The sequence below is a fragment of the Rhizobium zaerense genome, from assembly GCF_051810725.1.
Taxonomy (GTDB): Bacteria; Pseudomonadota; Alphaproteobacteria; order Rhizobiales; family Rhizobiaceae; genus Rhizobium; species Rhizobium leguminosarum_I.
In genome coordinates, this window is record NZ_CM132690.1 from 2,572,348 (window position 1) to 2,597,408 (window position 25,061).

Here is a 25,061-nt window from a genome sequence, read left to right on the forward strand (position 1 = left end):
AAGCGGGGATTAGCGCAAATGAACGTCATCGACAACAGCAAAATTCAAGAGAACGACATTGATCTCGGCCTGCTGCTCAGTGTGCTAACCGGAGCCAAGGATTCTCCGCTGATTTTCTATTATGACGGCAAGGCGGTGAAGCCTGGCTATCATGTCACCGAGGTCAAGGCGGGCCAATTCTCAGGCCTGGATTGCGGCGCCAATCCAGAAGCGTGGGCGGAAATCTTCATCCAGCTCTGGGATATCGAGGAAGGCGACCGCACACATATGCCGGCCGGCAAGTTCCATGCAATCATCCGCAAGGTTTCCGATCACGTGCAACTGGATGGTTCGGCGAAGCTGACCTTCGAAGTCAGCGACGGCGTGCGGCCAATGCAGCTTTATTGCGCGGCGACGCCGGTTCTTCGCGCCGGCGCCGTCCATGTTTCGCTGTCGCCGCGGCCGGCAAGCTGCAAGCCGCGCGATCGCTGGCTGGCAGAGGAAAACAGCAAGGTGGCGGCCTGCTGTGCGCCGCAAGCGGCCGCGAGCGGCTGCTGCGCGTAAGGACACATAAGATCGCGCGGCAGGACAGGGTGGCAGCAAGATCGGATCTTGACTGACCACCAGTCAGTCATGGGTGCATTTCCTGCGCGTGCTGGGTCTGCCATCAGGCATTGATTGAGGGCTGGGCATCCCACCATCTGAGCACCCGCATCGCCCGGAGCGTCACCCACCGCGAGGGCTTGCCTTGCCCGTCATCGACCTCGAACCACACCCGGCCTGCAGGGCTGTCGTCGAGCGGCCAGGTGCCGTCCTGCAAGCGTCTGGAACGAAGGTGGTCAATTGGCTCGCCGAGGCGCGGATCGGGGTGGGTACCGGTCAGGATTGCGCTGGAGCGGAAATAATCGAGCGCGCGCAAAATGTCATAGCGCCAGCGGTTCGGATGCAGGAGGCGCAGGAAGCGTTCGTCGGCCGGCTCGCCGGTGCCGAGGCGGCGGAAGAGGTTGCGGGCCAGCAGAAACTCCTCGCCCGTCCTGCGCGCCTCTCGAGACCGATGCGTGCCGCCGGTCGATCTCTGGTATTCCAGCAAGCCTTCCAGCACATTGATGGTGCTGGCGAAAGACGAGCGGACAGAGCCATTGATCCGCTCGCAGTTCCAGCCGCCGTCGTCGAGACGCTCGCCGGCCAGCCTGTCGACGATGGGCGAGACGTCGATCCCGAAATAGGCGCCGTCGGCGACGGTGCGGCCGTTGATGCATTCTTCGACTTCGCCTTCCCAATAGGGTTGGCTGCCTTCTTCCCAACGGGCGTTGGCGCCGATCAATTTGACAGTGCGCCTGGCGCAGCCGCAGGCGGGATCGAGACCGAACTCCCGCAATTGCGACAACGAGAACGTCGTGGCCGTCCACGGCTGGCCGTGCTCCTTCCACTCCCGAGGGTCGAAACCGGCGGGCAGGAAAGCGCCGCCTGCCCATTGCCCGTCCTCGTCCTGACAGGAGAGCAGCCTGGCCCCCCAGCCCTCGGTCTCGACTTTGGCCCGCTCGGCCATCCATTCCCGCTTCGTGGCGTCGAGCAGGTCGCGCATCACCTGCCACCGGATCGACGGGTCGGAGTCGAGAAGCCATGCGATCACCGGGTCGGATTGGATCATGAGGCGAACCTGTCGGCGGGTCGGGGTGAATGGTTTGTTTATAATCGCTTCTGCCAAGCGGTGCCAACCGAAGGGGCGCGCGGGAAGTTGTCTAAATCCGACGTGGTCGCGGCGGGACCGACGCAAGGAAGCAACGAAGCTGAAGATCAAAATCCTCGCATCGACCTACAATGCGACGTTTGTCGGCGAGAGCCCGTTCGATGCCGAGAATGCGGCACTTCGCGCCCGATTTCTTAATCATATCCGCAAAGAAATCGGAGGCGACCCCATCGGGCCGCCTCTTCATTTATATCCAGGCGCGCCGATTAATAATTATTCAAATCAATTGATCTATCAGCTTGATCCGGGGACAGATTTTACATCAAAGGTTTACTATGGCGTTTCTAGGTATTTCGGGGATGCAATATTCCGGGGAAATGTTTGCCGGTGCGCGTATTCTTGTCGCGGAAGATTCCAACGTATTCACATCGATGATCAGCAAACGCCTCAAGGAGCTGTTCGACATCGATGTCGAGATTTGCCGCAGCTTCGAGGATCTGCAGGTTTCCTACGACAAGTCTTCCGATCCGATCACGCTGGCGATCTCGAACATCAACCTGCCCGGCGCCGAAAACGGCGAAGCGCTCGAATATCTGGTCGATCTCTCAATCCCGACCATAGTCTTCACCGGCACCTTCCATGAAAAGATGCGCGACAAGCTGATGGCCAAGGATATCGTCGATTATATCCTCAAAGACAATATCTTCGCCGTCGACCTGCTGGCGGAATCGATCTGCCGCTTCCTCACCAATCATCGCCACCACGTGCTGATCGTCGACGATAGTGCGACTGCGCGCGCCCTGCTGTCGAGCCGGCTGAAGCGCTACAATTTCCGTGTCAGCGTCGCCGAAAGCGGCGGCAAGGCGCTGGAAATCCTGAAGGGCAATCGCGATATCGGCCTTGTCATCACCGACTACAATATGCCCGACATCGACGGCTTCGAGCTGACGCGGCGCATCCGCGCCAATATCGGCTCGCACGAGCTGCGCATCATCGGCGTTTCCTCCTCTTCGAACCGGCTGCTTTCGGCACGATTCCTGAAGGCCGGCGGCAATGATTTCATGCTGCGTCCCTTCATCGACGAGGAGTTCTACTGCCGCGTCAACCAGAACCTTGATACGCTGCTGCAGATTCAATCGATGCGCAAGGAACGGGCGGTTGCCTGACGGCTCTTCCAGTGTCGGTATCGCCAGGGGGCCGGATATCACGCTCCGGGACAGTCGCAGAATTTCTGCAATTACAGGTAATGTCGCCGTTATTTATCCCCTTCACTCGCACACGCCTCTCGGTTATCGTCCCCGCCGGGGAAAGGGCCGAGTCGAGCCCATGGGACGCATCGGGGAGTAGGGGCTGTGGCTTTTCAAGCGGATTTCCAGCGAGATGGCATCGGGCTGCGCTCCGGCGGGCTCAAGATACTTCTGGTTGAAGATTCCCGGATGTTTTCCGCCGTGCTCTGTCACCGGTTCCAGACGGAGCTCGGCCTTGCCGTCAAATCCTGCCCGTCGCTGAAAGCTCTTCGAAAGGAACTTGCCGACGACGGTCACGGCTACACCATGGCCGTCGTTGATCTCAACCTGCCGGATTCGCCCTATGGTGAAGCGCTCGACTGCACGATCGAGCACGATATCCCGGCAATCGTCTTCACTGCGACATTCGATCTCAACACGCGCAACAAGATCATGGAGCGCAATGTCATCGATTACGTGCTGAAGGACAATGAATTCGCGCTCGACAATCTGGTCGCCACCGTCCGGCGGGCGATCTCCAACCGCAAGACGCGGGTGCTCGTCGTCGACGACGTCGTCTCGGCGCGCCAGGTGCTCGTCGACCTGCTGAAGGCACAGCAATATCTCGTCGTCGAGGCAAATTCGGGGCTCGAGGCGCTGGCCGCGCTCGAGGCCTACAGCGATATCGAACTCGTCGTCACCGACCACCATATGCCCGATATGAGCGGCTATGAGCTGACGCGGCGCATCCGCCATCGCTTCGGTTCGGACAGGCTGCGTGTCATCGGCGTTTCCTCCTCCAACGACCGCATGCTTTCGGCGAGTTTTCTCAAGGCCGGCGCCAGCGATTTCGTCTACCGGCCCTTCGTTGCCGAGGAGCTGCAATGCCGCATCGCCAACAACGCCGAAACGCTGGCGCAGATGCGGCAACTCCGGGCAGCGGCGGCCTGCGATTACCTGACTGGTCTCTATAACCGCCGCTATTTCTACGACAACGGCCCGAAGCTGGTGAATGAGTGCCTGCGGCTGAAGGTGCCGAGTTCCGTCGCCATTCTCGATATCGACCATTTCAAACGGCTGAACGACACCTATGGCCACGAGATCGGCGACAAGGTGCTGAAGGCTGTCGCAAACAGGCTGTTTACGATCTTCGAGGGCAGTGACAATCTTCTGTCGCGGCTCGGGGGCGAGGAATTCGCCATCCTCTTTCCTCAGATGGATTCCGCTGCCGCGACCAAGCTCTGCGACGAGATCCGGTCGGACATTTCGCGACTGAAAGTCACGGCCGACGACGAGGAACTCGGCGTCACGATCTCGATCGGCATCGCCGAGATCGCCGGTTACGAGACCTTCGAGAATTACCTCAACGCCGCCGACCAGTTCCTCTACATGGCCAAGCATAGGGGCCGCAACCAGGTCTATTCCGACGCCAAGATGACGGAGGAGGCGGCGCAATAGCGCGCACCTCATCTCAGCTCGCCTATCCGAAAACGCGAGCTGAAATGCGTGGGCGGTGCCGGTGGCGTTGCGTTGGGCTTTGTTTCCGAAAACCTGTTGGCGATGGTGGCGTGGAACAAATGCCTGAGCCGCAAGTTTAGTGGATTCAACCGAAATACGGAGGATTCATCATGCAAGTCAGGGAAGCCATGACGCGCGACGTTCTGGTCGCTCGCCCCGACCAGTCAATCCAGGATGCCGCACAAATGATGGCAGACATTGATGCGGGTGTGGTTCCGGTTGGCGATCGGGACCGGCTGGTGGGAATGATCACGGATAGAGACATTGCCGTCCGCGCTGTTGCCCGCGGCAAAGGGCCGGATGCCAAGATTGCGGATGTGATGACTGCCGATGTGAAATACTGCTTCGAAGACGATGATGTTAATGACGTGCTTGAGAACCTCGGCGATCAACAAATTCGTCGCCTGCCGGTTGTCAATCGGAACAAGCGCCTCGTCGGCATCCTGTCGCTTGGAGACATCGCGGTGACGTCCAGTGACGGGGCTGCAGCATCGGCGCTTTCCCACATCTCCAGGCCAGGTGGCGCACACTCCCAGACCGGCGGCGCGAGAGGCTGAAGCGGCGCGGGAAAAGCCAATGCGTATCCAAGCTGCATTGATCTTTGCGATGGTCGCATTTTCAAGTTCAAACGTTATTGGACAGACAAAAGAACAACCGTCGGCCGGCTCGGAACGTTGCACTGCATCGCCTGCAGATCAAAACAATCAGTCGGCAGCGGAGGACGCCGGGAAGGCGGCCAAGGACGGCTCGTTGTCGCAAAAGATGGACGATTGCAACGGTGTACTGAAGCCGCCCCCGACCGGGGACAGCGATTTCAGCAAGCCCGCGCCGGAGGAAGGCAAGACACCGGTCATTCGGCCCGACGATCTACCCGGGCAGCAGCAACCGAAGTGACGGTTTTGCTGCCGTTAGATCGTTACTTGTCCAAGTGGCCGCGGCGGTTGCGGCCTTTCTTGATGTCTCACGCGGCGACCGCCTGCCTTGCCGTCGCCATGGTCATCTTGCGCTCGGCGCGCTCCTGCTGCGGCGAGCGATGGTAGAGTTCGCGATAACACTTGGAGAAATGCGAGGCCGAGACGAAGCCGCAGGCGACGGCAACCTCGACGACGGGCATCGAGGACTGCACCAGGAGGTGGCGCGCACGGTCGAGGCGGATTTCCAGATAGTAGCGGGCCGGCGAGCGGCCCATCTCCTGACGGAACAGCCGCTCGATCTGGCGGCGCGAGAGGCCGGCGCCGTCGGCGATCTCGATCAGCGACAGCGGCTCGGCGAGATTGCCTTCCATCAGTTCGATGATCGACAGTACCTTGGCGTTCTGCACGCCGAGGCGGGCGCGTAGCGGCAGACGCTGGCGGTCGTGCGGGTTGCGCACGCGGTCGGTCAGGTGCTGCTCGCAGATGCGGTTGACGAGGCTTTCGCCGAAATCCTCGCCGACGAGGTTGAGCATCATGTCCAGAGAGGCGGTACCGCCGGCGCAGGTGTAGAGATTGCCGTCTATCTCGTAGAGATCGGCATAGACCTCCGCCTGTGGGAAGGCTTCCGAAAAGCCCGGCAGGTTTTCCCAGTGGATGGCGCAGCGCTTGCCGTTCAGGAGACCGGCCTGGGCAAGCACATGCGCGCCCGTACAGAGGCTGCCGACGGCGACGCCGCGATTGTAGCATTCACGCAGCCAGGCATTGACCGACTTGTTGTTGAACTGCTCGACATCGATGCCGGAACAGACGAGCACCATGCCCGGCCGGTTTTCGCCGCCGAGATGACGGCGCTCCTCGGCAAGCGAGGAATTTGCCTCGACGCCGATGCCGCAGGAAGAATAGACCTTTTCTCCATCGACGGAGGTCAGCCGCCAGGTATAGGCCTGGTAGCCGAGCATGCGATTGGCGATGCGCAAGGTATCCACGGCCGCCGAAAAGGGCAGCATGGTGAATTGCGGTACCATAAAGAAGACTACCGAACGCTTCTTGATCTGCATCCTGTTCATAGCGAAATCCATGCTCGAGGGGCGATGACACATTCGTTGCGCGGAATGCGTCGCGCCGATGTCCTGAAAGCGACACTGGCATGGAAAAATGCGGCCGGGAAGAGCAAATATGCGACATCGCCCGCGATTTGGCCGGTGAAACCGCCGGAATGGCTGCGGGCGGGGAGAAGACAGGCTGATAGGCGACTGAAATTCAATGTTGAAAATGGCTTAGGAATGGACGGTCAGGCCACGAAAAAGGCGGCGTTGCATGGTGCAGACGCCGCCCTTATTTTGGGAGGAATGTCGCATTCATTACATGGTCCGGTGTTTGCTGTCGTCCGCGCTCGGCCAGCCGATATCCTTGCGAATGTCGAAGGGCATGGCTTCGATTTCGCGGGCCGTCTGCCAGCGCGTCCAAGCGAGCACCAGCTTACGGGCATAATGTCCCAGATCGAAGCGGCCTTGGCCGGAGGTGAGGGACTTACCACCACCGCGATAGGTGAGCGTGGTCATTTTCAATTCCTTTCTTGGGTCAGGGCTATGGTCGTTAATGGGAGGTTCGTCCATGTCCATGATCCCAATATGGGCTTTGAAAACTCATCATTCAAACGAATAGAACTTATGGATAACATCAGAGATATTGAATGATCGCGGTGCGCCCGGTGGTCGGTGGCGACACCATTGTCGTCTGTTCCCGACCTTAATCCTCGGGCTTTCCACGCAGGGGGACAGCAAATGCGCAGCTGAGCATGGTGCCGAAAACCGAGCGGCTTTCGGCTCCACTTTTTGATTTAAATCCCGGTTCAGTTTTTTAGACCGCCGGCCGCAAATCATCCGCATCTAATGCGCAGCGGTTGGGGTGATGATGCCAAGACCGCCAAGCCCGCTGACGACCAATTGGACTGCGACTGCGGTCAGCAGAATGCCGAAGACGACCTCCGAGACGATCAGACTGGCAGGCTTCATGCGCTTGGCGAGCGCGTCGATGTTGGTAAATACCAAATAGTCCAACGCAGCGACGATCAGGATCAGGCCGATGACGAGTATCGCGCTGGCAATCGAGACGACTTCGCCGGAGGCGATGATGACGACGGTGATGCCGACAGGATTGAGCAGGTAAGGGACCGCAAGCGGAAAGACGGCGATCTTTTCGGGATCGACGGGAAGCCCCGTTTCCTCATGCGGCTTCTCTGTTGGTCCTGATGCCATCTTGATCGCGATAAGCGCGAGGATGATACCGCCGGCGACGGCGACGGCACCGCCCGTGATATGGAGAAGCCGCATCAGCAAAGCGCCGGTGGCAAAAAGGATCAAGGCTGTGACCGTTGCGACCAAAACCATCTGGCGGCCGATGCGCGCCTTGGTTTCGGTATCGAAGGCATGGGTCTTCTCCAGAAACGGCACCAGGGCAATCTTCGGCCCCAGGCCGACCAGAAGCAGCAGGAGAAGTTTTCCGACGAGCGCGGCATCGATGACTGTGAAATCCATGGAACGTACCCTCTAAAATTTGTGACCTGGAAATTGAGGTCCTCCCCACTCAGGGGAGGGCAGGCGACTAAGAGAACCAAACGAGCTGGCAGTTTTTCCGCCGGATCGCTCAGCGCGGGCACACGTCCCAGAAGCCCGTCGTCTTGGCGGGCGAGGTGTAGTACCAGCATTGACCGGACTGCGGCGGCGTGCCTGCCAGTGAAACGGCGGCAGCTCCGGCGACGAAGCCGATGGCAGCACCTGCGGCGATTGCCGTACCCGGGCGCCAGTAGCGGCGAGGGGCGACGACCACGACGCCGCGCCGGACGGGCGGCCGAACGGCAGGACGGGTGCTTCCGACTGCAGCGCATCCGCGCGGTCCGCAGGCCGCAGCACCGCAGCCTCTCGGGCCGCATGCCGCTACGCCGCGACGGGCTTCGGCCGTCGTGGGAGCGAGGACGGGTGCGCAGACCGTCATGATGACGGCAAGTGTCGCAAGCATGTGCGTAGGGATAACGAGGATCTTCATTTCATTTACTCCCATTGCTCTCGTCTGTGTTCACTTCCTCGAAGATTCCGCCCTCAGGCCGGGTTTGCGGCTGCGGCTGCGTTGTGTGCTGCTAGCGTCTGCTGGGCAGCGGCTGCGACAGCGTCGTCCTTGCCGCCCGAGACCTGAACTGTGGGCACGGCGAGCTTGATGCCGTTTTCGTTGAACGCCTCGTGGATCATCCGCAGAGCTCGACGCTTCAGCGTGAACTGTTGGCCGGGAAGGGTCATGACTTTCATGCGCAGGAGCAGGCCGGAGTCCCCCAGGCTGTCGATCCCCTGCATCTTCAGCGGCTCGATCGTCGTCGGCTTGAACTCCGGATCCTCGAAGAGCTCCAGGCCGATCTTCTTGATGATCTTGCGGGCCTTCTCGATGTCGGAATCGTAGGTGATGGTGATCGTCATCTTCTCGATCACCCAGTCGCGGCTCATGTTCTGCACAGCGCCGAGCTCGCTGAAGGGGACGATGTAGACCGCACCGCGGTGGTGCCTGAGCTTGATGGATCGCAAGCTGAACGACTCGACGGTGCCCTTGTAGCTGCCGCTCTGGATATATTCTCCGACCCTGAAGGCGTCGTCGAGCAGGTAGAACATCCCGCTGATGACGTCCTTGACCACCGTCTGCGCGCCGAAGCCGATCGCGACGCCGACCACGCCGGCACCTGCGATCAGTGGTCCGATTTCGACCCCGAGCGATGAGAGCGCCATCATGATCGCAATGGCGACGAAGAGGATCATGAGGAAATTGCGAAGGATCGGCAGCAGGGTTCTGAGACGGGTGCGCCGCCGCTCCCGTTCGCTGCCGACTTCAAGGACGGCTTCGGTGTCGCCTAGCTTGCGATCGATCAGCACTTTGATGACGTTCCAGGCGAGGTCGAGGACCAGGAGAATAATCCCGGCGCTCAGGAGTCCACGCACGAGGCGCAGGGCCGGCGAATCCTGCATTGTCATCTGCGTCAGCCTGATGCCCAGGGCGTCTGCGAGCAGAACGATCGCTCCGACGATCAGCGCCGCCCTTATGCCGCGCTCCACGATCACCGACACGACGGTGCCTCTTTTGTGGCCGTCCTCTTCGGCCGCGGAAGACCGCAGGATATTGTCGACCGACGCCTTGGTGAGGGCGATAGCGCCGGGCAGCGCTGCACAGACCACCGCGATCCAGAACAGCTTCATGGCTCCGACCACCCACAGCAGCCAGACGGCAACGAAGTAGACCGTCCAGAGCCAGTTCCGCGCCCGCAGGCCGATCCGGCCGGCTTGACCGGCAGCCAATTGAACCGGACGTCTCCAGACGGCTTCGATACCGATGACGAGGAGCACGAGGCCGAGGGCATAGGCGACGAGTTGTCGGGCCGGGACGGAAAAACCGAGCGTGCCGAGCAGTCGGATCGTCACCCAGCCAAAGGCATACCAGCCGATGAGGTAACCGAGGCGTTTTGTCCAATGGTCGGCGGCATCCCTCGTGATCGGCACGACACGAAACCGACCTTCTTCCTCGGCTCGCGGCGCCAGAAGTACGTCGAAAAGCGCGCTCGCCAGACGGAAGACGACGATCGCGAAGAGGTAACCGACGACGATTTCCCGGACAATCGGCGGCCATTGGAACAAGAGGAAGAATCCGATGCTGCCGAGCCCGAACGACAGAACGAAACATGCCGCCCAAAGAAGCCTCGCGGCCAGTGCGATCACCCTCTGGTGAACTGTGGCGAAGGGCGCGCGTGTCATCCAGGAGCGCCAGCCGGCGCTGATCCACCAGAACAGCCATTGCGCGGCCAGCCCGACGGCAACGAAGGCCGCGACCAGAAAGATCGGCCGCGTCCCGCCGTTCGCCTGGACGTCCTGGTCGAGTATGGCCGCACCATGCATCGTCTCCGAAGGAAAGAACTTGATAGCCCCGAGAAGGCCGGAGGCGTGGACACGGAACCGCATCGCGAATTCCGAGAATGAAGGGTCGGCGTTCGGCGTTGCGACGGGCGGTTCCGTCACGGCCCTGGCTGCTTCCGACTGCTGCTGCAGGAAGCGCTGGACATCCGGATCCGAGAGCATGCCGATAAAGCGCTGGACACTTTCAGGCTGCGGGCCGGCCGGCGTCGTGCTCTGCGCCACGGCAATGGAGGCACAAAGGAGAATGGATGCCAGGGTGAGCCCCGTGAGAAGTAGTCTAACCATGCGGATCTTGGAAAGTAATGGCATCGTCTATCCTGATCTCGATGAAGCTGTTGCGTCTGCCGGTTGCTGAAACGCTATTGCCTGCATGTCTCCTTTGATCGGCCTCCGGCAGTGCGCTCGGACGCCTTCGGCGGCGTACCCACAGGACCGCGCCCCGATGAGCTGCACGACCTCAGGCGGTTCCGCGAATTTTCCGTGGTTCAGCCTGTCGCCCACCTTGACCTTGGTGAGATCGGCCATCGCGACATCTTGTGCTCACTGCTGTTCCTCGTCGCCACGTCAAGTTTGAGCAGGCCTCGACGCCGCGCGCTGCGGCTGTCGAAGTCGGCACTGAGGCGAGACTATGCGAAGATGAGATGCCTTACCCGTATGATCGGGTATGTTACGGTCGGGGAGGCAGCATCAGCGGGGTTGCAGGTCCGAGGTGTCGGCGGTCGACGCCATTGCATTCGGATCGGACACGGTCATTCCCGCCTTGCGAAGTCCTTCGATCAGACGGTCGCGATCTTCAGGCTGCATGTTGCGCATTGCGAGTTCCGTTACAACGTTCGGCAGGAAGTCAGGTCGCATGCTGACGAACACCTGTCCTTCTCGTCGGGCGTCCTCCATCATGCCCGCCTCCGCATAGATGATGGCCGCGACAACATGGAAGAGAGGGAACTTTTGCATGTTCGCCTGTCGGATCTCCAGCACGGCGGTGTGGTTGTCGCGGAGCATGTAGGCGGCCAAGGCTCGCGTTCCATGGTAGAAGCCGCCACCTCCTGGGTTCAGAGCAATGGCCTGGTCCAGAAGGTCTGCTCCGCGCTGCCACTGGCCAGCGATTGCAAGCCGGGTTCCGAACTCGCCCATCAGTTCGGTGTCGTTGGGGTTGGTGGCGAGCGCCTGCTCGCCAACGCGAAGTGATTCAGCAAGCTGCCGGTCGAAGAACAGCGCCGTCATCTGCGCTTGAAGTCCGCGCGTATTGTTCGGATCGATCTGCGTTGCGTGGCTGGCGGCGTCGAGTGCACGCTGTATGGCTGTATCCTGGCCTGATCTTGGATTGAACTTGTATCGGTCCTCATCGAGATAGACGATCGACAGCATCGCCCAGGCGGTCGCATATTTCGGAAAGCGCGCCAGTGCAGCCTCGAGGCAATCCCGGACGCGCGCATGCGCTTCGGCGCTGAGCTCCGAGCGATAGGCATAGAAGCGCAGAGTGCACTCATACGCACCGAGATCATCAGGCGGTGGACTGGCGGCGTCGACCTGTGCCATGACGCCGTAGGGTTGGGCGATGGCAGTCGCAACCTTTCTGGCGACATCCGTCTGGATCGCAAACAGGTCCCCCGATGCGAGATCATTGTCATAATTCTCCGACCAGAGGATCTCGCCGTCCGACGTATCAAGCAATCTGGCCGTCACACGAAGGCGCTTTCCCGACGTGCGGACACCGCCGGCAAGGAGATAGCGCGCGCCGAATTCGGCCCGGATCTTCGATGTGCCCACATCCGCGGAAAGTGACTTGGACGTCTCGCGACCGAAGACCTTGATCTCCTTGAACCGTGGCAGGATGGTCATCAGTTCCTCGGTCAGGCCGGCAGTGTAGAGCTGCGCCTCTGGCCCTTCGCCAAGATTGGCAAACGGGGCAACTACGAGGGCCGGACGATCGGGCAATAGGTTTGCGGCGCGTTCGAGCGACGGAGCGGTAAATCGCGCCCCGATCCAATAGAGCGAAATAGCCACTGCAGCGAGCGCAGCAGCACCCGGCCACAAGACCCGCCGTGCGCGCCACCAGCGTCCGGGGCGGACCTCAGAAGGCGATGTTTCGCCAGCGTCTTCGTCTCCAATGTCGACTGATGCCGGACAGGACCAGGCGAAGGTTGGAACATATCCGCCTTTGGGAATGTCGATCCTGACGGGGTCATGCTGCCCGGCGACGAGATAATAGCGCTCAAGCGACCGCCGCAGCCGTCCGGCCTCGATCCTGACCACCGGATCGTCCTGGGTGAAGCCGGGATCCCGGCCGAACACCTCGATCGCGATCGAATAGGCTTTGATCCGGTTACCCCGGCCCTCGAGGCTTTCCGAGACAACATAGCGGAGAAACGTGGCGGCGCGACCGACGCCTGGAAATTCAGGGCTGGAGACGACACGTTCCAGTTGTTCCCGGATATCGTCGGCGTGAGGCGCCGGCCTTGAAGAAATGGGCGCCCCAGACCCCTCTGTTGGTATCGACGTCTGCATGTCTGTCCCCAATCCCCCATGGAGTCATATCACTGCCAGACCGTATGTTACGGTAACATACTCCTCGAAGCGATCGTCGTCCATGAAGATCGGGATCTGGCACACGTTGCAGTGGCAGCGTTCGGGATGCCGTTAAGGAGTGAAACCATGGACGAAGGCGTGACCGCAGTCCGTCGGCAGTTTCCAGCCAGGATCAAGGCGATCGACGACTCTCTGCCCGCAGTGAGGACTTTCGGGAAATCTGCAGGGACTTTGCCGACGCCCAGTCCGCGCTGGAGAAGTGGAACCTCTCAACCGATCAGAAGCGCGACGAGCGTGTCGCCGAATACCGCGAGCTGATCGCAGAGCTTTCCAAGGAGATAGAGGGCGCACTCAACGACGCTTCGGTACCGCCACCGGCTCGCTGACGCACGCGACGAGGCCGGCGGCAGGCCATCGAGAGGCGTATGTTACGGTTACCTACTTGCGTTCCCTCTCCCGGTAACCACCATCGCGACAGATGTCCGGCGCTGAATTTTGCGCCCTGGAACTTTGCGCTTCCACGAAACGAGATGCATCCGAAGGATATAGCCGTGGTTTCCGAAAACTTGGACGAGCCTGCCATTCCCGCAACGCCTCGGAATCCACTCCGCAGGATAGCACTCATCGTCCTCCTGCTGGCGCTCGCCCTGTTCGTTCTCTCCATCTTCATGGAGCGGCGTACGCCGTCGACATCGCAGGCCCAGGTTCAAGCCTATATCGTCGGCATCGCGCCCGAAGTCACCGGCCGGGTCGTGGAAGTGGGCGTCGCCGACAATTCGCGGGTCGAGGCCGACCAGGTTCTCTTTCGTATCGATTCAGAGCGCTATCAGCTCGCCGTCGACGAGGCGGAAGCTGCGCTTGCAAGCGTCGGCCAGTCGATCGGGGCATCGACTGCATCAGTCGATGCCGCACAGGCCAAGCTCGTCCAGATGCAGGCGGACAGAGACAATCTGCGCGACCAGTATGCGCGGGCCACCGAACTCGTGAAGCGCGGCGTCTTCTCCAGAGCCCGGTTCGATACCGCAAAGTCCGCCTATGAGCAGGCGGAAGCTTCCGTCTCAGGGGCGCAGGCCGACCTTGCCAAGGCGAAAGAGCAGCTCGGCCCAGCGGGAAACGATAATCCGGAACTGCGTGCAGCTCTTGCCGGATTGGAGAAGGCCCGGCTCGATCTGGTGCGAACGATCGTCCGCGCGCCTTCGGCCGGCGTCGTCACCAATCTTCAGCTGACCATCGGCAAGGTGGTCTCAACCGGCCAGCCTGCGATGACCTTCATCGACGCCGGCACCATCTGGATCAGCGCGGCATTCAAGGAGAACAGCCTGGAGAAGGTCGCCGTCGGCAACAGAGCGGAGATCCTTTTCGACGCGCTTCCCGGTCGACTGTTTCCAGCAACCGTCGAGAGCGTGGGCTTTGGCGTATCGCAAGGCAGCACGGACCCGAACACGGGATTGCCGACGATCAGAAGCGATACCGGCTGGGTCCAGGAGGCACAGCGGTTTCCAGTGCGCCTCACCATCGACGAGGCGCAGAGGCCCAAGGGCGGCGGCGTGCGCTATGGCTCGCAGGTGACGGTCGTCATCTACACCGGCGACAACCCGGTCACCAATGCCTGGGGATCACTCTGGATCCGCATCATGTCGGTATTGACCTATGTCAGCTGACAGGAGCCCTGCGATCGAGGAACAGAAACGCAAGGGGCTGCGGGTCGCGTTCGCAGTCTCCATCGGCTTCACGCTGGCAGTCTATGCCGGGGCTATCGTGCCCTTCCTCGGCCCGCTCTTTGCCGCCCAGTTTCTGCTCGGTAGTTCGCGGCCCATGCCGCTTGTGAAGACGGTTGGCGCGGCGATGGTCATGCTGGTCGCCGGGATCGCGATGATGGTTCTGACCGACGTCCTCGGCGAGCGTCCCGCACCCTTCCTTCTGGTCTTGGGGTTGACCTATTTTGTGTGTTTTGCCGGGCAGTCGACGGGAAAGGGAGGGCCGGCCGTCTTTCTCGTGCTCGTCGTCGCGATTATCGTGCCTCTGCTCGGCATCCTCAACAAGGAACTCGCCAACTCCATCCTGTCCATCCTGGTCACCGGGGTGTTGTCGGGCACGGCTCTGATGTGGTTTGCCCATGCGGTCTTTCCCGAGCCGTTCTCCCAACAGATCGAGGCGGCGCCGATCGAAGAGCGGCCGCCGGCCTTGGGTCGGGCACTGGCCAACACGGTCATCCTGCTGGGCTCCGTCGTGATCTGCCTGACGAGCGACAATCTGACCGCTGCGGCGGTCATTCCGATATCCGTAGCGTCGCTGCTCGGGCAGCTCGACGTTGCAGCGAGCGCGCGGGCGGCGATCGGGCTCGTGCTCGTCAACCTCTTCGGTGGCGTGCTCGCCTCCGTTGCCTATGCGGCGCTATCGCTGCGCCCCAATCTTTTCTCGATCTTCCTCATCGTTCTCATCGTCGTCCTCCTCATAGGAGGGCGCGCGGCGGCCCGCTCGAAGGACGCACCGATATTTGCCGGCGCTCTGACGACCTTCCTGATTCTCTTCGGCCTCGGGGTCTCGCCTCTGCCCGGCAGCGCCGCAGAATCCTTCGCCACCCGCATCGTCTATGTCGCAGCAGCCTTGATCTACGCGCTGCTGTTTGCCGTCATCCTGTGGCCGCGGACGGGGGAAACAAAGAGGATATCGGCATGACTCAGGCGGTCTCTGAAGGCACCTTATCTTGAAGACGTCGGCTGCCTTGAGTTCCGCGATATTCTTGGCGCTAGCCGCTTCAGCGGTTTCGGTTGACGCCACCGAGAGAACAGAAGACTTCACCAATGTCCGCAAGCACTGCGAACTCGCCCATCTGTGGAAGGATCCGCCCGACCCCAATGGCTTCAGCGAATGCATGAAAGAAAGGCGCTATCGCCTCCATTTCTCGCCGACCTGCCAGACCGGGAGCCGCAGGGCGCAGTGCTACGACCTGCAGCGCTGACTGCCGATGCGTTAGCGTGAGGTTTTTGCTTGCAACCGGGCACGGAGGAACTGCTGCCCGTTACCAAGACACTCATTGTTCCCTCCTTTGAGAAGGCTGCCCATCAGGTCGCAGCCTTGGTACATTCCGGCTGCGGTAGTCGTTGCGTTGCACGAGCATTGCGAGCGTACGATTGGAAAATGCGGCATTTCCGGTCACTTCCGGGCCGAGCCACGGCGGGCAGGGAGGTTGATCGCTTTCGTCGGCAAGCTCGATTTCTGCGACAACCAATCCGTCGTGGACGCCACTGTAGACGTCTACCTCCCAAAGGCAGCCACGATGGTTCACCTCATAGCGGGTCTTATCCACCACGCTCGTTGCAAAGGCGATCATTTCGAGGGCGTCGGCATAGGGAATCTCATATTCGAACTCCTCGCGCCGCAGGCGCCCGGTCCGGAGTTTAACGGTCAAGACGGCGTGTGCCTTATCGATGATCCTGACCCGCACGAAGCGGTTTTTCCTCGCCAGCAGGTAGCCCTGGCAGAATGCTGCGCCTTTGGAAGCGTGGTCCCGCCAGCTATCGTTTACGACCAGATATTTTCGCTCAATCTCTGCGGTCATCTTGCCCTCCTTTGTCGTTCCGAACGACGACGAACCTGGACTTCCCACCAGGCTCCGCTGTCCGAACTTTAATATCGAGTAGGCAGGGATGCAGCCTACCTCCCGCTGGATCGTGCCGTTGATCGCCATATGCCGGACAAAACATACGGGACGAAGGTTGCTAGAGCATGATGTCGAAAAGTGTGAAGCGGTTTTCGGGCGACATCATGCTCTATTTCTTTGATTTAGATGGGGACTCAGACTTTAGGCCGAGCCCGCCTAAAATCACCCGCATCTAGCGCTTCAGATCGAGGATCTGTCCCGACGCCCTGAGCTGCTCCAGTGTTTTACCGAGACAACTTCCACCGATCGGTTCGCCCAAGGCTTTGGCGGTCCCGCCTACAGATATCGTTCCGGCAAGCTTGCTCGGATTGACATAGGTGGCCACGCCATCCGCCTCCAATCTCGTGAGATAGAAGATCTGGTACAGGCCTTTATATTCGCAGGCTACGGCGATCGGAAATTGATCGAACGGCCCGGCCGCCTGCGCTCCCGAAACGGATATGCCCGCCAAGGGAAGAATCAAGGCAATGGGGATAGACAGCACACGGATCGATGGATGGATCATCACACACTCCTGTTGATTGATGACATCACCGCGCCGGACAGCCGATGCTGTTCCGGGCGGACCTTCCTCCTGAAATTGCCGTGTCGTTCCCGCGCGGCTTCGATTATTGCATCTGCTCGGCGACCACATCCGGCACGATATGCCGGATGCTTTTGTCTTCGACGTAGTCAGCGGGCCGCTTTTGACGTTTCCCAAGGTCCGGTGCGTTGAACTTCATTGTTTCGTACGGAATGGACTTCAGGATGTGCGAGATGCAGTTGATGCGCGCGCGCTTCTTGTCGTCTGACGGAACGATCCACCATGGGGCGTGCTGGCGGTCCGTCGCCCGGATCATCTCGTCGTAAGCAACCGTGTAGTCCCACCACCGTTGGTACGACTCGACATCCATTGGGCTGAGCTTCCACTGCCGCAGCGGATCCTCGATCCGCCGCCTGAAGCGCCGATCCTGTTCCTTCTCGCCGACCGTCAGGAAATATTTCAGCAGGGTGATGCCGCTTTCGACGATCGAGGCTTCAAAACCGGGAGCCAACTCAAGAAAGCGCCGGGCCTTTTTCTCGGAGCAGAATCCCATCACCCGGTCGACGCCGGGGCGATTGTACCAACTGCGATCGAATATGACGATTTCGCCCGCAGCGGGCATATGTGCGAAGTAGCGCTGCATGTACATTTGCGTCTTTTCGCGATCGGTCGGGGCCGGCAGCGCGACCACGCGAAAGACCCGTGGACTGACGCGCTCGGTAATTCGCTTGATCATCCCGCCTTTGCCCGCAGCATCCCGGCCCTCGAAGATGATCACGATGCGAGCGCCCGATTTTTTCACCCAGGACTGTAGATGCGCGAGCTCGACCTGAAGCTTTGCGATTTCCTTGTCGTAATTCCAGGACTTCTTGCCTTTCTTTTCGTCTACTTCTGTGTCGTCGTCCTGCCGATTGTTCATCACTTCCTCCATGACCCTTTACTGATGACCTCCGGCCAAAGGCCGGTCGCTTCCTTCCCCAAGGCGCGCGGCGCGCAGCGCGTCCTCCGTGTCGCCAAAGAACTTTCCGGCTCCGATGCCGTCGACGACGCCGGCGCGGCCCAGCAACTCCGTGACCTCGGCGTTCAGGTGAGCGACGCCGAAGACGATGCCCCGCCCGGAGAGGTTTGCCTGCACGGCATCGAGTGCTGCGGCCCCGGTGCTGTCGATATGCGCAATGGCACTGGCGTCGAGGATGAACCAGCGTGTTTCGGCCGGTAGGCCGTCAGCGACGGTGCGCAACCGGATCCGGACATAATCGGCGTTGTAAAACAGCAGATTGCCCTGGACGAGACATATGGCGATGCCTGAAATGCTCCGGGCCTCCGGAAAGCGCTGCATGTCGTAGAAGCCGTCGCGTCCGGCAATGCGGCCGAGAAGCGTGTCTTTCGGAAACATCGTCTTGCGCAGGAGATAGATCAGGGTTGCGGCGATCGCGACGATGACGCCGTTCAGGACTCCGAAGCTGATGGCTCCGAACATGGCGATCAGGGCGAAGACGAACTCCGCGCGGCTGATGTGCCATATCTTTCTCAACTCGCTGACGTCGATCAGGCTGATTGCGGCTGCCGCCAGGATCGCCGCCAGGGCAGGGATCGGCAGGATGCGCAGAGCGCCATTCAAGAACAGCAGCGTCGCCATCAGGGTCACGGCGGAAACGAGACCGGCTGCCTGCGATCTGCCGCCGACTGCAAGATTGATCGCTGTACGCGAGTCGGACACGGCGATGGGAAATGAACCAAACAGGCCGGGGGCGATGTTCGCCGCGCCCAGCCCGATCAGTTCCTGGTTGGCGTCGACCTCCTCGCCGGAGCGCGCCCCGAAGCTTCGTGCGGCGACGATACTCGAGCCAAAACTGATCAGAAAGACGGCTGCCGACCCAAGGACGATCCTGTCCATGGGCATTTGAGAGAATGCATGGAGGGAGAATGACGGCAAGCCGGTGGGGAGATCGCCAACGACGCGGATGCCTGCGGCTTCGAAGTTGAAGATGGCGGAGAGAATCACGGAAACGACGACGACGACGACGGGTCCCGGTACAGGCAGCCGCGTGGCTTTCACGATCCACAACAGTGCGAACATGGCAAGGCCGAACAGTAATGTCGGCCAATGGATCAAGGCACTCTTGCGAATGATCTCGGCAATCGGCGGCAGGAGACCGTCGGACTCGATACGCACCCCGGTAAAGCGGCCGATCTGCCCGACAAGGATGGAGATGGATACGCCGGCAAAGAAGCCGACCAGAATCGGGCGGGAAAGAAAGCTTGCGAGGACGCCCAGCCGCAGCAGCCGTGCTGCAAAATAGAAGGCTCCGACGCCGAGCGCCAGGGCAGACGCGATCGCAACCGGATCGGCTGATGTGCCGGCAGGTTGCGCGGCGATGACAGTTCCTATGACCGCCGCAAGAACCGCCATGGTCCCGGCGTCCGGTCCGACCACCAATAGGCGCGACGGCCCGAACAGAGCGTAGGCAACGGGCGCGACGATACTCGCATATATCCCGGTTTCCGGGGGGAGGCCGGCGATGGCTGGATAAGCGATCGCACTCGGCAGGCCGACAGCTGCAATCGACAGCCCCGCAGGAATATCGCTTCGCAGCCAGTCCGCGCGAAATCCCTCCAGGCCCCTGAATATCGGCATATGAAAACTTTGAAGCATGCCACTCCCCCCGGAAATTCATTCATCTGCTGAGGCGAACTCAGGCTACCAGTGGGGCAGCCTCCGATCGCTCCAGACTGGGCGCAGATTGGGCTTTGACGAAGATGGTCTTGCCAAGCAGCATCAGCTGAAGGGTTGACCTCGGGCTCTGATGCGCCGGCCGAAACCATGGCTGACAAAACGCATAGTTGCGCAGCAGCCTAGCCGACGGGGGCCTCCCAATTCAGGAAGAAGCCGATGTCGCCCGGCATGCCGCCCGGAAAACTGATGACCATCGCTTTCAGCTTGTAGCCGTGCGGCCGGGCGACTTCGACGAAAAGATCATAAATTTCCTTGGCTTTTCCTTGAAGCGTCGTCGGCCACTCTGGCCGGGCACTATTGATCGCGCGGCCGCTATCCGTGCAGAAGCTCGACGGAAAGCTATAGACCATGGCTTCGGATTTGCCGTCGGCGGCTGCCTTCATGACGACGCGCCTGATAATGTCACGTTCCTTGTCGCCGACGTGTTTGCGGAAGAAGTCATCGACGAACTCCGCGTGTTTTTTTGCTTCACGCTCTTTGACTTTGTCATCACGCTGCATTTCTATCAGCTGCAGTTCCAGAGCTTTCTGTCGCAATTCTTCCGCGCTAAGCATCTGAGGATTTGACTTTTCACTTTCAGCCATGACGTTCCCTCCCAGTGATCCAAGGCCAAGACCAAATATTACAGCATCGATAAGTCAAACTAGACCGTATGATACTGTAGGTTCTGGTTACCTACAGCCTGCCGATATTTTAGCCGTCAACACCCTCCCACTGGGACGAGTATGCGGCATGAGCGAAATGCATGAAGCAGGAGTGTGTCGGCTCCATCTCTCATTGACGTGCCAAACGGGGGCGGCAGGGCACCGCGCTGAGATGGAACGTTAGGCACCGGTTTCGAAACCGGGGTGCAGCGTTATTCCGCCGTCGATATAGATCGTCGTTGCGACGATGTAGTCGGTGAAATCAGGCGCAAGCCGCATCGCCGTTCGGCCGATCTCCTCCGTCGCACCGATGCGTGTACGGAATTGAGCTTCATCAAGTCGGCACAGTTTCCGAGGTTCGCCACGCGCTGGTCTTGGTCGGCGTGCGAATGGCGCCTAGGGCGATGCTGTTGGCGCGGATGTGTTTCTTCGGCGTGCCATTGACTTCGTGATCAAGCGACCCGCAGTCGATTTTAGTTTGCGCGCTGAACTCCGCTTTTGCAAGTGTGTTACTGTAACATACGTCCTAGATCAGTCCCGCGACTACGCCTGGGGCTGTCTTTGCTATAAATTTGGAGCAAAAGACGGCTTGGCCGATGTTTAGCTATCAATCCTCCTCCACTCGGAGGAGTATGCGGCACGAGCGAAGATACAATAGTCGACAGCCTGCACACCATGTCTGACCGCAAGGAGGATTTGAGATGGCTAGACCTCACGCATTGTTACTCGCCACGGGCCTGTTCCTGCCCTTTGCAGGTTTCCCGTTTTCGCCACATCCGACGCCGATCGCCGCCGCGCAGGAGCCGACCGCTTCCAGTCCCGCCGCGGCGGCGGAAGACGATGCACCGGCGCCGCTGAGTGAGGACGAACTCGAGATCCTGGTGGCGCGGATTGCACTTTATCCGGACGAACTGGTCGCGCTCGTCACATCGGCGTCGCTCTATCCGCTGCAGGTCGTGGAAGCAGCCCGGTTTCTCGAAACCTTGAAGAAGCAGCCCGAGCTCAAGCCGAAGACGACGTGGGACGGCAGCATCGTATCGCTGCTGAACTATCCCCAGATCGTCACGATGATGAGCGACGATCTGGACTGGACGCAGTCGCTCGGAGAGGCGCTCTCCGTCCAGCAGAAGGACGTTCTGATCGCCATACAGCAACTGCGCGACAAAGCGGTCGCCGACGGCATCATCAAGACTGACGACAAGATCAAGGTCAGCCAGGAGAACGACAACGTCGTGATCGTCTCCGCCAGTCCCGACAAGATCTACGTTCCGCAGTATGCGCCGGAGATGCTGTATGAACCGAACTATGCGGCTGAGCCTATCGGCTACTATTCCGAGCCGTATCCGAACTACTACTATCCGACCGCCACCTTTTTTGCGGGCGTGGTGACCGGAGCGGTATGGGCCGCCGCCGTCGACTGGAACCGCTGGGGCGTATGGGGCGGGCGCTGGAACGGCAACGTCGACATCGACTGCAACAATTGCCTCAACAACATCAATGGCAAAGTGAATATCAACGACGTCGACTGGAAGAATGTCGATCGCAGCAAGATCGGGTTCGACGGCGCTCAATTCAACAAGATGGACCGCAGTTCCTTCCGGAGCAGTATCGAGGCGAATCCCGGCAACAGGGTCGGAGCCAGAGGCAACGACCGTGCGAACACGATCCGCGACCAGCCAGGCAAAATCAGCGTCAACGATGTCCGCAAGAGCAAGATCGATGCGGACAGGATCAGTGCTGCCCGCAACAAGCCAGGCAATACGGGAGCGGCTCCTGGAGGCGGGAAGGCAGCGCAGGCCGCGCAGAACCGCAGGCCCGACGCGAGGCCGACGAACAGAGCTGGCGAAAAGGCAAGGTCCGGGGCCAACGCCAAACGTCCAGTCGCAAAGGCGAAGCCAGCGTCCCGCGTCGACAACCGGCCCAGAAAGCCATCAGCCCTCGGTCAGGTCGACAGCGGCAGGCGCGCGCAGATGCAGTCCAACCGCGGCAGACAGGCCATGGCCGGGAGCAATCGCGGCGGCGGTAGAGTAATGCACGGCGGTGGCGGCGGCCGCGGTGGCGGTGGTGGTGGCCGCGGTGGTGGAGGTGGTGGCCGCGGCGGCGGTCGTCGGTGACCGAAAGAAGGAGGAAAGTGATGACCAAGTCAGTCAGAAACATGCTTCTGGGTTCTGTGTTCGCTCTTGCGGCTCTCGCCACCAATCCGGTTTCGACATCTGCGGCAGAGCCATCCGATGCGACCGTCATCTCGGGCTTCGCTTCGCAGAGCGATCCTCCGGTATTCGAGACGCCGGAACAAGCCGTCGAGGCCTTCAAGGCGGCCTTGTCGGCTGATGATTTCGACAAGTTTACGGCGCTGCTGGGAATTGATGCGGCGAAAGCGAAGGCAGACGAAGGCGTGATGGACACCTACGCACAGATCCGGGACGGCACAAGCAAGAAGATCGTCGTGAAGGACGTCGATGGCCGCAAGATCATCGAGATCGGCGACAAACTGTGGCCTCTGCCATTTCCGATCGCGAAGGGCGACGATGGCAAATGGGGTTTCGACACGTATGCCGGGTTCGAGGAGATCATCGATCGTCGCGTCGGCGAGAACGAATTGCAGACCATCGACACGATGCGGGCCTATGTCGACGCCCAAAAGGAATATTCTTCCGCCGACCACGACGATGACGGCGTCCTGGAATATGCCCAGAAACTGATCAGCAGCGACGGCAAAACTGACGGTCTCTACTGGTCGCCTGATCTGGGCGAGGGTGACAGCCCGGCTGGCAACGCCCTCGAAGACAATGCGGCGCTTGATAAAGCGAAGGCCGGCGAGGGCTATTACGGCTATCGCTACAGGATTATCGAAAGCCAGGGGCCGAACATCGCGGGCGGAAAGTTCGATTACGTGATCAACGGCAACATGATCGCAGGATTCGCACTGATCGCCTGGCCGATCCGATATGGCGAAACCGGCGTGCACACGTTCCAAGTGAATGCTAACGGCACGGTCTACCAAGCCGATCTCGGCCGGCAGACCGAAAAAATAGCTGCCGGCATCAGGACCTTCAACCCGGATGATAACTGGGAGTTGACTGATGATTGAACACGGTCGCTCGTGTTTGGAACCAAGTCCGCTCCACGTCGTTGCCGCTTCGTATCCGACAATGATGCAAAGGAGGAAACGATGATTTCCGCAGATCAGATCCGTGAACATATGGAAGTTCGGGCTGCCGACGGCACCCATGTCGGCACAGTCGATCATCTCGACGGCCCCACGCGCATCAAGCTGACGAAGACCGACTCGGGGGATGGTAAGCACCACTTGATCCCGCTCGATTGGGTCGACCACGTGGACGCCCACGTCCACCTGTCGAAGAACGCCAGGGATGTCCGAAGCCAGTGGGCCACTATCAACTGACAATCGGTCGGCTGCGGCTTATAAGCCGCAGCCTCCTTGCAAGCGGCCGTCATGTCGAAGCAATTGAAGATGGGCGATGAGGTCAGCTGGAATACCAGCCTGGGAAAACAGAGGGCAGGGCGGTCAAAAAGCAGAGCAGTCCGACGAACATCAAAGGCCACAGCGTGAAGGCATCGAAGACCGAGCCGCAATATATCGTCGAGAGCGACACGTCGGAAAAGCGTGCCGCCCACAAACCTGACGAGCTCAAGAAACTTTGACGCCGGCGGCCGTTCTGTTCGAGCAAAAAGGAGATCGATATGCCAGCCAAGTCCAAGGCCCAGCAGAAGGCGGCAGGCGCCGCACTTTCGGCCAAGCGTGGCGAGACACCCAAGAGCGAACTCAAAGGCGCCTCGAAACAGATGGTCGAATCCATGAGCGAGAAACAGCTCGAGGAATTTGCCTCAACCAAGAGGAAAGGAAAACCTCAGCACGTTTCGAAATGAGAGATGTGGAACCGCCGCCGGCGTGTCACCGCGAAGCTTATATCGTCATCGACTTCATGGAGAAATCCGCGACCTCATGCGTGTTCGAAAGCGCGTTCAGGATCGCGCGTGCCGACGCGTCGGGGTCCCTGGCGAGCCATCGCAGCTCGAACGTCACCTCGGCGCCGCTCTCGGCGGTTCGGTGGAGTGACAGGAAGCCTGCATGGCATCTGAGCGGGTTCAGAACTTCCGATAGCTCGGGGACATTGCCGTTTGAGGCGCGGACGACAAGCGTTGCCTTCTGTTCGCAGCGCAGCCAGGCGTCCAGACGCTTCAAGGGCGACAGGACGATAAAGCCAACCGCCGTCGCCGCGATGCCGGTCAGGATCTGGCCCCCGCCGAAGCAGAGGCCGACCACCGTCATGAACCACAAGGTCGCCGCCGTCGTGACCCCGGTCAGCATGTCGCCGCGTTTGAGGATCGCTCCGCCGCCGATGAAGCCGACGCCCGTCAGGACGCCGAGCGGAAAGCGCAGCACGTCCATCTGCGTGAACGAGCCAGGCGTCTTTCCGTATGTCGACAGAAGAAGGTTTGCCTGGATCATCGCCAGGCAGGCGGCAAGCGCCACCAAGATCGTGGTTCTGAAACCTGCCGCATGACCGCCGCGCTCGCGATCAAGGCCGATGAGGCCGCCGGCAATCAATGTCAGCATGATCCGCGCGCCGATATCCCACCAGCCTGGCGTCAGCGGCATGGCATCCGTCAGGAGCGAAGGCATGTTTTGGTCCAGACTTTGTCCTGGCCCTCTCGCTGCTCGCCGG

The 25,061-nt window shown here is 60.4% G+C and carries 24 protein-coding genes and 3 pseudogenes; 13 read left to right on the forward strand and 14 right to left on the reverse strand.

Annotated features, from left to right (window positions below):
- The first annotated feature begins 18 nt into the window (after positions 1–18).
- Positions 19–543 (forward strand): DUF6428 family protein, encoded by a 525-nt coding sequence (locus tag ACS4RR_RS12430; protein WP_456188856.1) that lies wholly within the window; start codon positions 19–21, stop codon positions 541–543.
- Between the two features lie 103 nt (positions 544–646).
- On the opposite strand, the gene ACS4RR_RS12435 is transcribed toward ACS4RR_RS12430, so the two are convergent.
- Positions 647–1,630 carry a squalene cyclase gene (locus ACS4RR_RS12435; protein ID WP_456188857.1) on the reverse strand — a complete coding sequence of 328 codons (984 nt, stop codon included), beginning with the start codon at positions 1,628–1,630 and terminating at the stop codon, positions 647–649.
- A gap of 374 nt (positions 1,631–2,004) precedes the next feature.
- On the opposite strand from ACS4RR_RS12435, the gene ACS4RR_RS12440 reads away from it, so the two are divergent.
- The 4 genes from ACS4RR_RS12440 (at position 2,005) to ACS4RR_RS12455 (ending at position 5,307) form a co-directional block, all read left to right on the forward strand.
- Positions 2,005–2,835, forward strand: a complete 831-nt coding sequence (locus ACS4RR_RS12440; protein ID WP_032985103.1) for a response regulator — start codon at positions 2,005–2,007, stop codon at positions 2,833–2,835.
- Positions 2,836–3,021: 186 nt separating this feature from the next.
- Complete coding sequence (locus tag ACS4RR_RS12445; RefSeq protein WP_011652402.1) at positions 3,022–4,353, forward strand: diguanylate cyclase; 1,332 nt, start codon at positions 3,022–3,024, stop codon at positions 4,351–4,353.
- A 170-nt stretch (positions 4,354–4,523) separates the two neighbouring features.
- Positions 4,524–4,970: a CBS domain-containing protein gene (locus ACS4RR_RS12450; protein ID WP_017964713.1), complete on the forward strand. Its 447-nt coding sequence runs from the start codon at positions 4,524–4,526 to the stop codon at positions 4,968–4,970.
- A gap of 19 nt (positions 4,971–4,989) precedes the next feature.
- Positions 4,990–5,307 (forward strand): hypothetical protein, encoded by a 318-nt coding sequence (locus ACS4RR_RS12455; protein ID WP_017964712.1) that lies wholly within the window; start codon positions 4,990–4,992, stop codon positions 5,305–5,307.
- A gap of 67 nt (positions 5,308–5,374) precedes the next feature.
- Here ACS4RR_RS12455 and ACS4RR_RS12460 read toward each other — a convergent pair whose 3' ends face one another.
- From ACS4RR_RS12460 to ACS4RR_RS12490, 7 genes and pseudogenes are all read right to left on the reverse strand, one after another.
- Positions 5,375–6,394, reverse strand: coding sequence for a GlxA family transcriptional regulator (locus ACS4RR_RS12460; RefSeq protein WP_003540607.1), 1,020 nt, complete (start codon positions 6,392–6,394; stop codon positions 5,375–5,377).
- 294 nt (positions 6,395–6,688) lie between these two features.
- Positions 6,689–6,889: a hypothetical protein gene (locus ACS4RR_RS12465; protein WP_260111034.1), complete on the reverse strand. Its 201-nt coding sequence runs from the start codon at positions 6,887–6,889 to the stop codon at positions 6,689–6,691.
- 327 nt (positions 6,890–7,216) lie between these two features.
- Positions 7,217–7,864, reverse strand: coding sequence for a MarC family protein (locus ACS4RR_RS12470; protein WP_222294705.1), 648 nt, complete (start codon positions 7,862–7,864; stop codon positions 7,217–7,219).
- Between the two features lie 109 nt (positions 7,865–7,973).
- Positions 7,974–8,372, reverse strand: a complete 399-nt coding sequence (locus tag ACS4RR_RS12475) for a hypothetical protein (RefSeq protein WP_170280875.1) — start codon at positions 8,370–8,372, stop codon at positions 7,974–7,976.
- Between the two features lie 53 nt (positions 8,373–8,425).
- Positions 8,426–10,582, reverse strand: a complete 2,157-nt coding sequence (locus ACS4RR_RS12480) for a mechanosensitive ion channel family protein (RefSeq protein ID WP_456188858.1) — start codon at positions 10,580–10,582, stop codon at positions 8,426–8,428.
- Positions 10,583–10,632: 50 nt separating this feature from the next.
- A pseudogene (locus ACS4RR_RS12485) lies at positions 10,633–10,804 on the reverse strand (alpha/beta hydrolase); the annotation flags it as partial.
- A gap of 156 nt (positions 10,805–10,960) precedes the next feature.
- On the reverse strand, positions 10,961–12,781 hold the full coding sequence (locus tag ACS4RR_RS12490; RefSeq protein WP_260111032.1) for an adenylate cyclase: 1,821 nt from the start codon (positions 12,779–12,781) through the stop codon (positions 10,961–10,963).
- A 147-nt stretch (positions 12,782–12,928) separates the two neighbouring features.
- Between ACS4RR_RS12490 and ACS4RR_RS12495 the strand changes: the two are divergent.
- From ACS4RR_RS12495 to ACS4RR_RS12505, 3 genes and pseudogenes are all read left to right on the forward strand, one after another.
- Positions 12,929–13,188: pseudogene (locus ACS4RR_RS12495) on the forward strand (hypothetical protein).
- 165 nt (positions 13,189–13,353) lie between these two features.
- Positions 13,354–14,463, forward strand: a complete 1,110-nt coding sequence (locus ACS4RR_RS12500) for an HlyD family secretion protein (protein WP_222294700.1) — start codon at positions 13,354–13,356, stop codon at positions 14,461–14,463.
- Positions 14,453–15,481 (forward strand): DUF2955 domain-containing protein, encoded by a 1,029-nt coding sequence (locus ACS4RR_RS12505; RefSeq protein WP_222387315.1) that lies wholly within the window; start codon positions 14,453–14,455, stop codon positions 15,479–15,481. Before ACS4RR_RS12500 ends, ACS4RR_RS12505 begins: the two co-directional genes overlap by 11 nt.
- Before the next feature lie 355 nt (positions 15,482–15,836).
- Here ACS4RR_RS12505 and ACS4RR_RS12510 read toward each other — a convergent pair whose 3' ends face one another.
- From ACS4RR_RS12510 to ACS4RR_RS12530, 5 genes are all read right to left on the reverse strand, one after another.
- Complete coding sequence (locus ACS4RR_RS12510) at positions 15,837–16,364, reverse strand: CYTH domain-containing protein (protein WP_222387316.1); 528 nt, start codon at positions 16,362–16,364, stop codon at positions 15,837–15,839.
- Between the two features lie 274 nt (positions 16,365–16,638).
- Entirely contained in the window at positions 16,639–16,971 is a 333-nt protein-coding gene (locus ACS4RR_RS12515; protein WP_222387317.1) for a hypothetical protein, read from the reverse strand.
- Positions 16,972–17,074: 103 nt separating this feature from the next.
- Positions 17,075–17,920 carry a polyphosphate kinase 2 gene (gene ppk2 / locus ACS4RR_RS12520; RefSeq protein WP_222387318.1) on the reverse strand — a complete coding sequence of 282 codons (846 nt, stop codon included), beginning with the start codon at positions 17,918–17,920 and terminating at the stop codon, positions 17,075–17,077.
- Between the two features lie 6 nt (positions 17,921–17,926).
- A complete protein-coding gene (locus tag ACS4RR_RS12525; RefSeq protein WP_222294693.1) occupies positions 17,927–19,645 on the reverse strand; it encodes a SulP family inorganic anion transporter in 1,719 nt (572 codons plus the stop codon).
- A gap of 200 nt (positions 19,646–19,845) precedes the next feature.
- Positions 19,846–20,310 carry a hypothetical protein gene (locus tag ACS4RR_RS12530; protein WP_222294691.1) on the reverse strand — a complete coding sequence of 155 codons (465 nt, stop codon included), beginning with the start codon at positions 20,308–20,310 and terminating at the stop codon, positions 19,846–19,848.
- Positions 20,311–21,071: 761 nt separating this feature from the next.
- On the opposite strand from ACS4RR_RS12530, the gene ACS4RR_RS12535 reads away from it, so the two are divergent.
- The 5 genes and pseudogenes from ACS4RR_RS12535 to ACS4RR_RS12555 all read left to right on the forward strand — a co-directional run bounded on the left by ACS4RR_RS12535 (position 21,072) and on the right by ACS4RR_RS12555 (position 24,261).
- Positions 21,072–22,484 (forward strand): DUF3300 domain-containing protein, encoded by a 1,413-nt coding sequence (locus ACS4RR_RS12535; RefSeq protein ID WP_222294689.1) that lies wholly within the window; start codon positions 21,072–21,074, stop codon positions 22,482–22,484.
- 20 nt (positions 22,485–22,504) lie between these two features.
- Positions 22,505–23,461 carry a DUF2950 domain-containing protein gene (locus ACS4RR_RS12540; RefSeq protein ID WP_260111030.1) on the forward strand — a complete coding sequence of 319 codons (957 nt, stop codon included), beginning with the start codon at positions 22,505–22,507 and terminating at the stop codon, positions 23,459–23,461.
- A gap of 81 nt (positions 23,462–23,542) precedes the next feature.
- Positions 23,543–23,776 (forward strand): DUF2171 domain-containing protein, encoded by a 234-nt coding sequence (locus ACS4RR_RS12545; RefSeq protein WP_017964693.1) that lies wholly within the window; start codon positions 23,543–23,545, stop codon positions 23,774–23,776.
- 51 nt (positions 23,777–23,827) lie between these two features.
- Positions 23,828–24,036 (forward strand): annotated as a pseudogene (locus ACS4RR_RS12550) (hypervirulence associated TUDOR domain-containing protein).
- Between the two features lie 39 nt (positions 24,037–24,075).
- A complete protein-coding gene (locus tag ACS4RR_RS12555; protein WP_003560205.1) occupies positions 24,076–24,261 on the forward strand; it encodes a DUF3008 family protein in 186 nt (61 codons plus the stop codon).
- Positions 24,262–24,298: 37 nt separating this feature from the next.
- On the opposite strand, the gene ACS4RR_RS12560 is transcribed toward ACS4RR_RS12555, so the two are convergent.
- Complete coding sequence (locus ACS4RR_RS12560; protein ID WP_222387322.1) at positions 24,299–25,018, reverse strand: MgtC/SapB family protein; 720 nt, start codon at positions 25,016–25,018, stop codon at positions 24,299–24,301.
- Positions 25,019–25,061 lie beyond the last annotated feature (43 nt).